The organism is Streptomyces sp. NPDC051315, from assembly GCF_044455165.1.
Lineage (GTDB): Bacteria > Actinomycetota > Actinomycetes > Streptomycetales > Streptomycetaceae > Streptomyces.
The window spans coordinates 120,686-133,762 of sequence record NZ_JBITEN010000024.1 but is presented as its reverse complement, the minus strand read 5'-3'; the positions used below and the strand labels follow the sequence as shown (position 1 = coordinate 133,762).

At 73.8% G+C, this 13,077-nt stretch carries 13 protein-coding genes; 4 read left to right on the top strand and 9 right to left on the bottom strand.

Going from position 1 to position 13,077, the window contains the following annotated elements; all coding sequences use genetic code 11:
- Window positions 1-338 precede the first annotated feature (338 nt).
- Entirely contained in the window at window positions 339-1,220 is an 882-nt protein-coding gene (locus ACIBBD_RS34270; protein WP_399423488.1) for a L,D-transpeptidase family protein, read from the top strand.
- A 220-nt stretch (window positions 1,221-1,440) separates the two neighbouring features.
- Here ACIBBD_RS34270 and ACIBBD_RS34265 read toward each other — a convergent pair whose 3' ends face one another.
- From ACIBBD_RS34265 to ACIBBD_RS34245, 5 genes are all read right to left on the bottom strand, one after another.
- Window positions 1,441-2,994: a hypothetical protein gene (locus ACIBBD_RS34265; protein ID WP_399423481.1), complete on the bottom strand. Its 1,554-nt coding sequence runs from the start codon at window positions 2,992-2,994 to the stop codon at window positions 1,441-1,443.
- Window positions 2,994-3,653 carry an RNA polymerase sigma factor gene (locus ACIBBD_RS34260; RefSeq protein WP_399423480.1) on the bottom strand — a complete coding sequence of 220 codons (660 nt, stop codon included), beginning with the start codon at window positions 3,651-3,653 and terminating at the stop codon, window positions 2,994-2,996. The genes ACIBBD_RS34265 and ACIBBD_RS34260 overlap by 1 nt, the downstream gene beginning before the upstream one ends.
- 453 nt (window positions 3,654-4,106) lie before the next feature.
- Entirely contained in the window at window positions 4,107-4,910 is an 804-nt protein-coding gene (locus ACIBBD_RS34255; RefSeq protein WP_399423479.1) for a hypothetical protein, read from the bottom strand.
- Window positions 4,911-4,998: 88 nt separating this feature from the next.
- The gene (locus ACIBBD_RS34250) at window positions 4,999-5,616 is read right to left on the bottom strand and encodes an RNA polymerase sigma factor (protein ID WP_399423478.1); all 618 of its coding nucleotides are present in this window, start codon (window positions 5,614-5,616) and stop codon (window positions 4,999-5,001) included.
- A gap of 185 nt (window positions 5,617-5,801) precedes the next feature.
- Window positions 5,802-6,230 carry a hypothetical protein gene (locus ACIBBD_RS34245; protein WP_399423477.1) on the bottom strand — a complete coding sequence of 143 codons (429 nt, stop codon included), beginning with the start codon at window positions 6,228-6,230 and terminating at the stop codon, window positions 5,802-5,804.
- A gap of 450 nt (window positions 6,231-6,680) precedes the next feature.
- On the opposite strand from ACIBBD_RS34245, the gene ACIBBD_RS34240 reads away from it, so the two are divergent.
- Both ACIBBD_RS34240 and ACIBBD_RS34235 read left to right on the top strand, forming a co-directional pair.
- Window positions 6,681-7,304 (top strand): lasso peptide biosynthesis B2 protein, encoded by a 624-nt coding sequence (locus ACIBBD_RS34240; RefSeq protein WP_399423476.1) that lies wholly within the window; start codon window positions 6,681-6,683, stop codon window positions 7,302-7,304.
- Window position 7,305: 1 nt separating this feature from the next.
- Entirely contained in the window at window positions 7,306-9,126 is a 1,821-nt protein-coding gene (locus tag ACIBBD_RS34235) for an asparagine synthase-related protein (protein ID WP_399423475.1), read from the top strand.
- On the opposite strand, the gene ACIBBD_RS34230 is transcribed toward ACIBBD_RS34235, so the two are convergent.
- On the bottom strand, window positions 9,110-10,408 hold the full coding sequence (locus ACIBBD_RS34230) for a hypothetical protein (RefSeq protein WP_399423474.1): 1,299 nt from the start codon (window positions 10,406-10,408) through the stop codon (window positions 9,110-9,112). The genes ACIBBD_RS34235 and ACIBBD_RS34230 overlap by 17 nt on opposite strands.
- 213 nt (window positions 10,409-10,621) lie before the next feature.
- On the bottom strand, window positions 10,622-11,032 hold the full coding sequence (locus tag ACIBBD_RS34225) for a hypothetical protein (RefSeq protein ID WP_399423473.1): 411 nt from the start codon (window positions 11,030-11,032) through the stop codon (window positions 10,622-10,624).
- Window positions 11,033-11,168: 136 nt separating this feature from the next.
- On the opposite strand from ACIBBD_RS34225, the gene ACIBBD_RS34220 reads away from it, so the two are divergent.
- Complete coding sequence (locus ACIBBD_RS34220) at window positions 11,169-11,657, top strand: DUF1877 family protein (RefSeq protein WP_399423472.1); 489 nt, start codon at window positions 11,169-11,171, stop codon at window positions 11,655-11,657.
- Window positions 11,658-11,666: 9 nt separating this feature from the next.
- Here ACIBBD_RS34220 and ACIBBD_RS34215 read toward each other — a convergent pair whose 3' ends face one another.
- Together ACIBBD_RS34215 and ACIBBD_RS34210 are read right to left on the bottom strand one after the other, a co-directional pair.
- The gene (locus tag ACIBBD_RS34215) at window positions 11,667-12,221 is read right to left on the bottom strand and encodes a hypothetical protein (RefSeq protein WP_399423471.1); all 555 of its coding nucleotides are present in this window, start codon (window positions 12,219-12,221) and stop codon (window positions 11,667-11,669) included.
- 101 nt (window positions 12,222-12,322) lie between these two features.
- On the bottom strand, window positions 12,323-12,994 hold the full coding sequence (locus ACIBBD_RS34210; RefSeq protein ID WP_399423470.1) for a DUF4328 domain-containing protein: 672 nt from the start codon (window positions 12,992-12,994) through the stop codon (window positions 12,323-12,325).
- Window positions 12,995-13,077: the final 83 nt, after the last annotated feature.

The window sequence follows — 13,077 nt, the reverse complement described above, 5'->3', positions numbered from 1 at the left end:
TACACACCCCGGGTGAAGGGGTACGAACCCGGCTCGCCCAGCTTCTCCCCCGGATCCCAGCCCTCCAGGGCGGCAGGCCCGTAGACCGGCTCGATGGGCAGTCCGGACTCCGACTCGCGCGCCATGGTGTGATGCCTCCCGCTGAGCAGATACTCGAGTTACTCGCCAGTTACTCGCCAGTACAGACCGACCCTTCAACGGACTGTAGCGGCGGGCGTGCACCCGGTGGAGGGGAGCACGCTGGGACCTTCCTCACAGAGTGGTTGCGGTCCCGGTCACAACAATGCCCGGCTGTTCGCGAGGCGTCATCCGCGGGGAACATCCCGGGCATGATCAGCATGCGAAGATCGCTCGCCGCCGTGGCGGGAGCGGCGGCCCTGATGACGGTGTGCGACGGCTGCACGGTGCGGACCACCGGCTCGGGGGGCGACGGACGCTCACCCGTGCCACCCGTCCGCATCGACGTCGGCCCCACGGCACCCGCCGGGGCGTCCACGGCTCCCGCGACTCCCTCGACGCCCGCGGCCCCCGGCGACGGAAAGCCGCCGCCCGCCGCCGTGACGGCCCCCGCCGCGCCGGGACCGCCTCCCGCCGTTCTCTGGTCCCGCGGTGACACCGGGCGGGACGTCCGTGAGCTCCAGGCCCGGCTGCGGCAGGTCGCCTGGCTGTTCGACGGGCCGACGGGGACGTACGACGAGTCCACCGAGCGGGCGGTCAGGGGGTTCCAGGGCAAGCGGGGGCTGCCGCGGACCGGGAGGACGGACACGGTCACCTGGGAGCGGCTGCTGGGCATGACGCGCGAACCGGGGCAGTGGGAGCTGTACCTGATGGGCGGTCAGCCGGCCGCCGCGCCGGACCCGCGGTGCCTGACCGGGCGGGTGCTGTGCATCGACAAGACGAGCCGGACACTGCGCTGGATGATCGACGGACGGACCCTGTCGACGATGTCGGTCCGCTTCGGCTCGCAGTACACACCCACCCGGGAGGGTGTGTTCCGGGTCTACTGGAAGTCCCGCCACCACGTGTCCACCCTCTATGACTCGGCGATGCCGTACGCGATGTTCTTCAGCGGCGGGCAGGCGGTGCACTACTCGTCGGACTTCGCTGCCCGGGGGTACGCCGGGGCCTCGCACGGCTGTGTCAACGTACGGGACGAGGCGGCGATCGCCGGGCTGTTCGCGCGGGTGAGGAACGGCGACAAGGTCGTCGTCTCCTGGTGAGTTCGGGGGGGGGGGGGGGGGGGGGGGGGGGGGGGGGGGGGCGCGCCCCCCCCCCCCCCCCCCCCCCCCCCCCGCGCCAGGTGCACGAGCCGCGGGTACGGGGGGAACCCCGGCTCAGTGCGAGGGCCGATGACCAGTCGGCTCACTTGTTACTGCGTCGCGGCCCCCGAAAACGTCACACCCCGCGCCAAAAAATTTCTACGAGTTACAAAACCGCAGGTCAGAGGCTTTCGGTCGGTGTGGGCAGCACGCCTGCGCCACCGTTCTTCCGGTGGCCGGTCCCGTGGGTGGCGTCCGAGCCGCCCGGCGTGCCGGACGTTCCGGAGAAGCCGGAGGCACCGGACGCCGTGCGGCCGGACCCGGCACCCTTGCCGTCCGCGGCGCCGCCGCCCTTGCCGCCCTCGTCCTTCTTGCCGCCCTTGCCGCCCTTGCCGCCAGGGTCGCCCTCGGTGTCCTTGCCCCCCTGGTCCCCCTGGTCACCCTGGCGGCCCTGGCCGCCGGTGCCGCCGGTCGGGCCGCTCTGCTCCTCGCGCCCGCCGCCCTCGCCCTTACCGCTGCCGGTCCGGCCGCCGGTACCGGGGCCCTGGCCGGTGGGCCCCTCGAGGACCCGCGCGCAGTACGCCGGGACCCGCGTGGAACCGCCCGCCGCGCCCTCCAGGGTGCGACGGCGCTCGGCGTCCAGCGCCTTGCCGTCGCGAAGGTCACGGCAGGCCGAGGGGACACCGCCCGGCCAGCCGCCGTCGGGATCGCCGGTGCCCTGGGTGCTCCCCTCGGCGTCCGGGGCCGGGGTGCCGCTCACCGAGCCGTCGGGTGTCGCCGCGTCCGCGCCGCCGCCCTGGGACACGCCGGGTGGGGGCGAGACGAGCGGGCGGTTCGAGCCCGAGGGCGTCGCGGCGGCCGAGACGGAGCTCGCGGGTCCCGGGTCGGCGCTGTCGAAGGGGGACGGCAGGACACCGGTGCCGGCCGCTGCCGCGACCCCGCCGACCATGCCGACGGTCAGCGCGGCGGCCACGGCCAGGCGGGCGGGGTGCCGCCGGCGGACTCGGCCGTTCGTCGCGCGCCACCCACCGAGACGAACCAGCCCACCGTCGCCGTGCCCGGCCCAGTCCTCACCGGACGCCGTCGCGGCCCGGGCGGTACGGCCCTCACGCTCGACACGGGCCTCATGGTCGACACGGGCCTCATGGTCGACACGGCCCTCACGCTCGGCGCGCTCGGCACGGGCCTCGCGGAAAGCGGCCAGCACGTCGGTTTCGCCCGCGAGGGCCTCCGGAGCAGCGGCGAAGGTCCCCGGCTCGGCACCAGGGTCGGCGCCCTCGGCACCACGGTCGGCGCGCTCGACACGGTCGGCGCCCTCGGCCCGCTCAGCGCCTTCGGCGCGCTCCGCGCGGGCCTCCCGGAACGCGGTCGACGCCTCCGTCCCGCCGGAGGGGTCCTCGCCGGCGTCGGCCGTGGGCGTCTGCCCGGCCATGGGCGTCTGCTCGGCCGTGCGGTCGGCGTGGGCCTTGCGGAAGGCGGCGAGGGCGGCCGCCTCGCCCGGGAGTTCCTCGTCCGCGGGGACGGGCGCGCTGGAGAGCGCGGCGAGGGCACCGAGGGTGCGGGCCAGCTGTTCGGCCTCGTCGCGGTGGGCGGGATCGACAGCGTTGTCGGGTGCCTCTCCGCGCAGCAGACGCTCCGCCGTCGCCCGGTCCAGCCAATGGCCGGAACCGCGGCCCGCGGCCGAACCACCGGGGGACTCGCCGTCCTCCGGGAAGACACAGCGCTCGTCGGCCATCACATGTCCTTCTGCGTCCGCGCGCACGCATGCGTCACACCGGCGGACGTCACCGCGCGCGAGCGCGCTCCTCGCTGGGGCGGCAGTGCGTCGAGCACGCCGGCCGTGTCCGGATCGTCGCCGAGCAGCTCGGCGAGCTTCTTCAGTCCGCGGTGTGCGGCGGTGCGCACGGCTCCGGGCCGTTTGCCGAGCGTCTCGGCGGCGGTCTTGGCGTCCAGGCCCACGACGACCCGCAGGACGACGGCCTCGGCCTGGTCCTGCGGCAGCCGGGCGATGAGGTCGAGGGTGCGGCCGGTGGCGAGCGCCTCGATCGCCTCGCCCGCGGTGTCGGACTCGGCGGCCCGGCCGGTCAGCTCCGTCTCGTCGCCGCCGATGGCGGGGCGGCGCCCGCGCATCCGGATGTGGTCCAGGGCGCGGTTGCGGGCGATACGGGCGGCCCAGCCGCGGAAGCGGTCGGCGTCGCCGCTGAACCGCTCCAGGTCACGGGCTATCTGCAGCCAGGCCTCGGAGGCGACGTCCTCGGCGTCGAGGTCGCCGACGAGCGTACGGACATAGCCGAGGAGCCGCGGGTGCACCGAGCGGTACACAGCCCGGAACGCGGTCTCGTCTCCGTCCTGTGCCGCAAGCACCGCGGCTGTCAGCTCCGCGTCGTCCCCCACGTCGTGGTTCCTCGGTTGATGGATGTGGTGCCACCGACCGCAGAGGGTCGCGGCCCGCTGGTGGTCACGGTGGTCCAGCCGCTCCGCCGTCCGGCGCGAAAGGCACGTTACGACCTGAAACCGTCGTACGTCCATGTCCGTAGAACATGCAACTAACTCGTGACGCGGTCGACGGATGCGGGGTGTGACAGTAAACGCGCCCGTGGCGCTGTAGGAAGTACGGGCCGCCGGGCGGCCCGTACCGCGCGACGGCCGGGGCCTCTCCTGTGGGGGGTGGCGGCCCCGGCCGTTGCCTCGGCGAGCGAACGGCTCGTTGGGCGCCCGGCCGCGGACACACGCGCGGAGACACGTACGGCCAGGTCAGGCGCGTCGCCCGGCGCGTGAACGCCATGGCCGTTGGCGCGGAGGTGCGGGCCGGCCGGACCGCCCCGCTCGTCGGTTACCGGCCGACGCCTACGGGTTCTTGCCGTTGCCCTTCGGGGTCTTGTCGGCCTTCTGCTCCTGACCGCTCCCGCTGCCGGCCCCGTTGCCGGTCCCGCCGCCGCTCGCGGGGGCCTCGGCCGCGTTGCCGGACCTGCCCTGGCCGTTCCCCCGTGGGGGGGACACCGAGGAGGGCGCCGTCGGGGACGCGGAGGCGTTGTGGGCGGCGCAGTAGGCGGGGACGTTCTTCTCCCCGCCGGCGAGGGCGACGAGCCGCTGCCACGCCGTGGAGTCCAGCGCCCTGCCCCGGCCGCCGACCTGCTCCCAGGCGCGGCAGCGGGCCTCGGTGTCCTGGGCGGCCACCGGCCGGTCCGGGTCCGCGGAGGCGGCCGGGGCCGGCGTCCCGGAGGACGCGGGCGGCTGCTTCTCCCGGGTGCTCACCGACTGCTCGGGGCGCCCCGCGCCGACGTCGTCCGATGAGGACCGGGCGGAGCCGATCGCGGCGACCGCGACCCCGCCCAGGGCCAGGCTCGCGACCAGCACGGACAGGGTGGCCTTCAGCGAACGCAGGGCGTGCCGCCGCCCGCGCGGCCGCCAGTCGTCCCGGTGCCGTGTGCGGGCGGCCCGGTGGGCGCCGGAGTCGCGTGCGGCCCGGAAGGCGGCGACGGCCCGCCGCTCGCCCTCGTCGGCCTCCGCGGGGGTGCCGCCGCGCAGGGCCGCCGCGAGCAGCGCCTCCACGCCGGTGCCGTCGCCCGCGCCGTGCGGTCCGGAGGCGGTGCGACCCGGGTGCGCACGCCGACGGCCGTGATCCCCGCCGTCGCTCATCCGTTCACCCATGTCCGTGTCCGCCTGTCCGCTTCACTCATGCTGTTGCCTTCGGGAACGTCCGCCGTCCCTGATCCATACGGGCCGCGGCCGTCACCGTTCATTTCGACTCCCCCAGCGTCCGGGGGCCGTCATCCGTCACACCCTCGATGCCGAGCTGGCGGGCGAGCCGCTTCAGCCCCCGGTGGGCGGCGGTGCGCACGGCGCCCGGCCGCTTGCCGAGGACCCGCGCGGCGGCGGGCCCGTCCAGCCCGACCACGACCCTCAGCAGCACCGCCTCGGCCTGGTCGCGGGGCAGCTCGCGCACCAGTTCCAGGGCCCGCTCGGTGGAGAGCGTCTCGAGGACCTGGTCGTGGGTGCTGTACGGGCCGGGCAGGTCGAGCACGTCCTGTTCGAGCGCCGCCGACCGGGGCCGCACCCGCAGCCGGCGCAGATGGTCCAGGGCCCGGTGCCGGGCGATGGTCGCCGTCCAGCCCCGGAACCCCGCGCCGTCCCCCTTGAACCGCCCGAGGTCCCGGGCGATCTCCAGCCAGGCGTCGGAGGCGACGTCCTCGGCGTCGTCGCCGACGATCCCGCGCAGATAGCCGAGCAGTCCCGGTTGCACGATCCGGTACGCGACCGCGAACGCGGCCTCGTCGCCGTCCTGGGCCCGTGCCACGGCCGCGCCCAGTTCCCCGTCGTACGCGTGCGCGCGCCGGGGTTCCCCTCCCTGGCCCAAGACTGTCCTCGTTCGTACGGAGTTTCCGGCGGGTGCGTGGTGTCCGTGCGGTGCACGCGTTCCGGCCGCGTTCACGCCCCCATGGTCATCAGCGTCAGGTCTCACCGATGTGTCACAGGGCAGCGGCGGCACCGACCCGGCCCACCCCCGCGCGACCGTGCCGGTACCGCCGGCGCGTGCCGTGGTCAGGCCGCCGCCCTCCTGGTGGCCGGCGCCCGCCGGGCCCTGCCGTGCAGGGTCAGGTAGAAGGTGTGCAGGGAGTCGTCGGACCCGCCCGCCTCGAACCGGTTGACGACCTTCCCGAGGGGGTTCCAGACCCGCCCGTCCGGCAGGCGGACCCCGACGGGCTGGCCGAACCAGGCCCGCTGCCGGTCGTCGAGGTCGACCCACTCCGCGCCCGCCCGGCGGACGAGCACCTCACCGACGTACGCCCCCAGTCCGACCAGTGTGTCGTGCGCCCGTTCCCGGTCCGCGCCACCCTTGCGCAGCCCGTCGACCAGGAAGTCGACGACGCGCAGGCTGGCGACGGAGTAGTCCAGCGGCAGCCGGTGGCGCGAGGTGACCCGCGCGACGAAGGCCGCCGCGCGCGCTCTCATGCCGTCCGCCCGTTCCATGGTCCCGTCCCCCTCCCTCAGGTCAGGGGGAACGCCGAGCCAGTTCCCCCCGCCTGCCCCAGCGGACGTGCACACAGAAACATCACAGGCCACAGATGTGTCACTGGTCACACGGACATTCGGGCAGCGGACCGGCTCGCACCGCGGAGTCCGGCGACCGTCGGTGCACGGTCGCGCAGGCGACCGTGCGGAAGCCCGCGCCCGGCTCACCCGCGTTCCCGCCGGGCCGGCGAAGGAATTCGTTTGCGGGAAATAGGGGGCGGAGTAGCCTGGAATTGACCGACGGCAGCCCATTCTGGAGGTAGGCGATGATTCTCCGACTGATACGCCGTCGTATACCGCGCAGATTTGTCCTTCTCGGCAGGGGCAGTCTGATCCGGGGCGCGAGCGGCAGCCTTTACGACGGTCACGGATACATGGGCTGACACCCCACGCATGGAGGATGGTGCGGTGGCCGAGGACACGGATGCCCTGGTAGCCATGGCGCGGATCCTGTCACCGCACTGTCGTGTCACCAGGATGTCGAGCGGAGTGCTGATCGCGGACTGGAGACGGACGCGGTTTCTCGGAATGGCGACCGCGGACATCCGGAAATACAGTGACGGAAACTCTGAGGAACGCGCGGAACTGTTCACCGATCTCCTGCGTGCCGGATGCGCCTCGGTTCACCCGAGGGATTATTCCGACACCGAGGTGGGGATCTGGCTGCGCGGAGTGCACCTGCTGATCCGGACGATGGGCTTCGGACGCGCCCTTCGGCTCCTGTCCTTGGCGGCCCCGGAGTACGCCCGTGCGGATCCCCCCTCCGCGGAGGACGTCGCACGGCTGAAGCGAGCGGTGACATCGCACGGCCGCCGCGGCTGGTTCGTCAACGCCGACTGCAAGGCGGAGGCCGTGACGGCTTTCGTCCTGCTGCGGCGGCGCGGCCTGAAGGCCGTGCTGAACGTCGGTGTGCGTGAGCACCCGTTCGCCCTGCATGCCTGGACGTCGTCGGCCGGAGTGTGCATCCCGCGTGCCGATCCGCACGGGCACGCGTTCACGCCGGTTCTCTCGATCGAGGGCGGAGGACAGTGACGTGGAAGCGCTCGCCCTGGAGTGGGCCGAGGGCGCCCCGAAGCTATGGGCGGCCGAGGACATGGCGCGGCGGGGACTCGTGACGACGGTCTCCTCACCGGCCGGCACCGCGGTGGTCGTCGGCTGGGTCGGCTCGTTCCGTGACCGCGTGGCGGGCGCGCGCCGCCTCCTCGACGGCTTCGGACCGCCGGGAGCCGCGCCGCGTCTGCCGACCGGCGACTACGCGGCTGTCCTGGTGGGTCGCGACCGCATCGTGTTGATGCGGGACGAGCAGGCACGCATCCCCCTGTTCTTCAGGGCGGCCGGTGGCCGGGTGAGCGCGGTGAGCACCTCGGCGTGCCGCCTGGGCGACGCCGCGGAGCTGGAACGGCGCTACTTCTGCCGGTATCTGACGGGGAACATGGCTCAACCGCACTCGGAACTCACCCCTTTCGCCGCGGTGCACCGCGTTCTCGGCGGCGAGGTGGTGGAACTGTCCCTCACGGGGCGGATCCGCGGGCGGGTGTCACGACCCGCCCGTCGGACCGACGCCCCGCCGTGGCCGGCACCGGAGGGACGCGACGTGATCGGGGCCGCGAAGGACCTGCGCCTCGCACTGGAGAACGCCGTCGGGCGCCGTACGGGCGAGATGACGGCATGTCACGTCTCGGGCGGCACCGACTCCACGAGCATCGCGCTGCTCGCAGCGCGTCAGCAGGCCGCGGGACAGGGCGGTCCCGGGGACCTCGTCCTGCTCGCCGGGCGCTTCGGCCGGGGGGAACTGGCCGGGGAGCGGCCGTACGTCGACGAGGCGATGGAGGAGATCCGCCGTCAGGCACCCGCGGCGCGCCCGGTCGTCGTCGACGCCGACGACGTGGCCGACTTCGACGACTTCCGGCACCACGCGGGAGATCCGGACGAGCCTCACGCGCACGCCTTCCGCGCCCCGTTCTGGAGCAGGCTCCATGCCGCCGCCTCGGAACTGGGCTGCGACACCCTTCTGACCGGCTGCGGAGCCGACCCGATCGCGGACGCCAACCCGCTGCACCTGCACGCGCTGGCCCGCACGGGACAGCTCCGGCAGATGACGAAGCAGGCACGTGCCTGGGCCGCGGGCGGCGAGCGGGGCGTGCGGGACGTCGTGTCCGCCTACGTCGTGCGGCCGGCCCTGCCGCTGGCAGCCGAACGGACGACAGCGCTCGTCCACCGGCGCGGAACGGTGCTCGGCGGCCTCGGTGTCTTCGCCCGCCCGCCGTGGCTGCGCTCCGCGTTCGCGCGGGCCCACGGCTACCGTGAGGCCGCCATCGCGGAGAGCCGCTTCGTGTTCGGGCACGAGCCCGAACAGTCCCTCTACGACGCGGTCACCTACCTGGCCGCTCCCGACCCGCTGTCCTGGCACCACGCACGGCGCAGCGGCTTCTTCCTCTCCCACCCCTTCCTCGACCCGGAGGTCATCGCCACGATGCGCCGCCTTCCCGCCGAGGCCGCGTTCCGTCCGGGCCGTCCGAAGGCGGTGCTGCGCGAGGCCATGGCGGATCTGCTCCCGCCCCGGATCCGGGGCCGGACGGTCAAGGTCCCCTTCGACGAGGTCTACGCCCGCGGCCTGCGGACCCACGGCGAGGAACTCATCGAACTCTGCCGCTCGGCACGGCATCCGCTGGTCGCGGAGATGTTCGACGTCGAGACGCTGTGCCGGGCGGTGCGGGAGGCGCGGCTCGGTGTGGGGGACGCCACCTCCTGGGATCGTGTGAACAGCTCTCTCGCCCTCGTGGCGTGGCTGGAGCGACTGGCCCGGCGCCCCCGCGCGCACGGTGCGGCCGGGTCGCTCATCGCTGCCCCTTGATGTCCCACAGCGTCCGTTCGAACGGGCCCGTCTGGGCCTCGACGATCCCGTACCGCGTCACCAGCTCGCGCGTTTCGGCGTCGCTGAGGATGCGGTCTTCCTCACCGCTTCGCGTGATGGTTTCGATCACGTTCGCGCCGTGCGGGCCGAAGGTCCAGTAGACGGTGACGAAGCGGGGGTCCCTCGTCAGTTCGTCGATCGCGTTGTTCTCGCGCACCCTGCCGCGGTAGATGACGGAGTCGAGGTCCTTCTGATCCTTCATCCACCGGGGCACCTTGCCGCCGGACCAGGAGATCCCCTCCTGGGAGATCCTCTCCATACCGAGCCGGTCCTTGCGCGCGAAGCTCGCGGTGGCGTAGAACGCCAGCTGGTCGTACGGCGTGTCGATGGGCAGTTGGACCACCGTTCGGGTGACGAACTCGTCACTCGGCTCGATCCAGTGCCCAGGCGGCATCCACGGCTGCGCCGCCACCAACTGGCCGGGCTGGTGGATCTCCCTGCGGGACAGCGGGTGTGTCTCCAGGGACTTTCCCCACTGCGCGACATCGGCCCGCCACTGCGTGCGGAGCCGGTCCGTCGCGCTCAGCAGCACCCGTTCGCCCATGGCGTGGAACTCGGCGCCGAGCACGTAGAACCCCAGATCGCTCTGGTTCTCGAGTTTGATGTCGACGGGTACCGAGAAGGCCTTGCGGTCCTGGCTCGGCATCGGCTCCCCCACGGTCATCCTGATGACCGGTTTGGCCTCGCGCTGGTACGGCTTGTAGAGGGTCTGGTAGCCGAAGTTGGCCAGCGCGAGGAACGAGGAGACGACCACTGCCGCGGCCACCCGCTTGGGAGCGGGGATCGCGATCGAGGTCCGCCACAGCGCGAAGACGGCCCAGAGGCACCCTGCCGTGAGCAGGCCCCACAGCACTCGGTAGGCCGTGGAATCGCCTTTCAGCGTCTCGAGCAGGAGCATCACGTTCGTCACGAGCGCGGCGACCGTGCCGATCAGAGCGACCAGTCCCGAGTACGGGAAGGTGTTCCGGTACCAGTGGTCCATGACCGCGGCAGCGCCCAGCAGCGTGGCGCCCGCGACCAGGACGAGGACGGCACCGGTGATGCGCCCCGTGTAGGTCAGGGCCCAGCTGACGTTCTCGATGCCGAACCGGCCCGCCAGGAACGCCGACACGAGGAGGACCAGCAGGATCCCCGCCAGGACCGCGAGTGACCCCCGGGGACTCGCCGGGATCCGTAACGCCCGCAGGCGCGAGCCGAACCGGGACCCGGGGAGAGTCCTCACGTGATCACCTCCAGACGCCGCAGGCCGTACGCGCTGTGCCGACGGCGACCGAGACCGGACACGGACACCATCGTGCGCAGTGATCGACCGGCTCACCATCCGGAGGCCCCCGATGGGGGACCTGCCGGGAGCCGGCGGCCGGTGGCTGTCCATGGCGGCGGCTCCGGGCGGGTCACCATCGGGCGGTGGCACGGGAGACGGAGGTGGTCCGGCTCAGCCCCGGCCCGGGCCCGTCGCGTCCCGGCACAGCAGCCGCAGCGAGCCGTGGCCGGTGAAGCAGCGGCGGGCCTCGTCGACCGGGTCCCACAGCCGGCCGTCGGGGGTGCGGATCCAGTGGTCGCCGCCCGTCGCCCACCACTCGGCGCCGGTCTGCCGGACGATCACCTCCCCGGCGTACGCCCCGAGTCCCCGCAGCGTGGTCTCCACGGCCGCGTACGGCGTGTCCTCGCGCCGCAGGTCGTCGATGAGGCGGTCGACGCGCCACAGGCTCTGCGCCGAGTAGTCGAGGCGCAGCCGCGCGCCCTCGCGCAGCGCGGCCACGGCGTCCGCCGCCCACCGCACGGGTTTCGCGGCGGCCTGGGGCCGGCCTGGCTGGGTGGTCTGCTGAGTCGTCGCACTGGTCACATACGGAAGAGCGCCGCCCGTCCGTGATCCATCACCCTCGTTCCGGGGATCCTCCGGACCGGCGCAGGACCGCCCCACGTCCCCCGCACCCCGGACACAGGAGTGACACTCCCGCCCCGCGTGCGCTCCGCCAGTGATGAGCGCGTACCTCCACCTCCGCGCCGTACCGCCTCCGGCACTGCGCAACAGCACCACCTGGCTGCGAAGACTCCTCGACGACGGGGACACCGTGCGGCGCCGGATCGGCCGGCACCGCGAGGAGGTCCTGGACGACCGCTACGGGGAACATCAGTTCCTGTACGCCGACGCTGCGCCGGAGCACGTCGACGCGGGCCCCGGCGCCCATGTCGTCCTCGGCGGCCGGCGGGTCCGCGCCACCGGCCCGCAGCAGTCGCCGTTCCCGCTGCTCACGCCGGCCCGGACCGCCCGGGTCGCCGCGTTCCTGGAGGCGGCCGACTTCGACGAGCTGTGGCGCCCGGCCCGCGCCCAGCTGCTCCCCCGCTACGGCGGTGCCGCCGGGGAACCCCGGACCCGGGCCGCCTTCGCCTCCGCCCACCGGGACCTGACGGCCTTCTACGCGACCGCGCGGTACGGGGACGCGGTGGTGAAGTGGCTGCTCACCTGAGCCGCCCGGTCACGTCCGTCCGCGGGCCCGCCGCGACACCACCGCGCGCAGCACCCGCCGCCCCTCCGTGGACACCTCCAGGGCCCGGCGCAGCCCGCCCGCGCCGTGCCCGGCGATGACCTCCAGGACGGTGATCTGACGGCGCAGCTCGGCGGCGACGAGCGGCGGCATGCCCTCCGTACGGCCGGCGCGGCGGGAGTCGAGCGGGGAGGGGTCGTCGGCGGGGTCGAGGAGCCGGTGTATCTGGAGGGAGGCGACCGAGCAGGCGTCGGCCCAGACCCGTGTCCCGGCGGCCGACCGCTCGGCGGGGGCGGCCGCGAGCATGCGCCGGGCCAGGACGGCGGCCTCGTCGTCGCCTTCCCCGTCGGACTCCAGCTTGCCGCGCACCTGCTCCAGCAGGTCGCCCCAGGCGGCCGGGTCGGAGTCGTCCGTGAGGTTCCCCCACAGCGGGCGCAGGATCTCGTCGTCGCCGCCGAGGAGCGGCACGCACCGATCCAAACAAGCCAGTCCGCTCGCGGCCAGTCCGCGTTCGTCGGCCTTGGCGATGAGGTCCACCAGGCTCATTCACGCCTCCCTGTCCGGGGCGCCATCCTTACGGAGCCCGCACTTCCCCTTACTGCGTGCGACAGCCCGGGAGTGTCACAGTGAGCGCCGAGGGGATGTTTTCAGCCAACCGGGGACTCGGCCGGCACGGGCCCCCGCAGCGCCTTCTCGTGCTGCATCCGGGTCAGCCGCAGGACGACGAGGACGGCCAGCGCGGCGGCCAGCAGATCGAGGGCGTCCGCGAACATCACCTGGCCGACGGCGTCCTGGATCTCCCGTGCCGTCTCGGCGTCCCGGTGCCGGACGTAGCCGACCCGGCCGGCGACGAGCGAGACGATCCACAGCGTCCACCAGGCGTTGACCAGCCCGTGCGGCCGGGGCGCGCCCCAGGGGCCGCTGGCCTCCCAGATGTCCAGGGTGATCCGGCGCGGGAACCACAGGTTCACGACCGGCGTGAACCAGGCCCCGATCGCCCAGCCGCGCTTCTTGCTGTGTGCGAACGGCTGGAAGACCTCGGCGTTGACCCGGACCCGGTAGAACCAGCACAGGAACAGGACGGCGCTGGTGAGCAGCGCGGTCCCCTGGAGGAGGGCGGCCGTGCCGTAGAGCAGGTCGGCGCGGTCGGCGCGCTCCAGGAGCGGCGCGCCGTAGCCGCCCCCGGCGAGGTCGCCCGTCACGTCGTACAGGACGTAGTCCGCCCACAGGCCGAACAGGTCGGTGGCGATGACGAGGCAGAGCCCCGCGACGGCGGCCCGCCCGAGTCCGACGGGTGAGCGCAGCCGGGCCTGAGTCAAAGAGTCCCCCCGGGTGTGTGGTCCGCGGGCCGTCCTGCGGCGCCCGCGGCCCCCGGAACATACGGTTCACACAGCCCGGGCGT

Coding starts and splice junctions, on each gene's coding strand:
- ACIBBD_RS34270 (WP_399423488.1), top strand. CDS start 339: ATGCGAAGATCGCTCGCCGCCGTGGCGGGAGCGGCGGCCCTGATGACG.
- ACIBBD_RS34265 (WP_399423481.1), bottom strand. CDS start 2,994: ATGGCCGACGAGCGCTGTGTCTTCCCGGAGGACGGCGAGTCCCCCGGT.
- ACIBBD_RS34255 (WP_399423479.1), bottom strand. CDS start 4,910: ATGGGTGAACGGATGAGCGACGGCGGGGATCACGGCCGTCGGCGTGCG.
- ACIBBD_RS34245 (WP_399423477.1), bottom strand. CDS start 6,230: ATGGAACGGGCGGACGGCATGAGAGCGCGCGCGGCGGCCTTCGTCGCG.
- ACIBBD_RS34220 (WP_399423472.1), top strand. CDS start 11,169: ATGAGCGCGTACCTCCACCTCCGCGCCGTACCGCCTCCGGCACTGCGC.
- ACIBBD_RS34215 (WP_399423471.1), bottom strand. CDS start 12,221: ATGAGCCTGGTGGACCTCATCGCCAAGGCCGACGAACGCGGACTGGCC.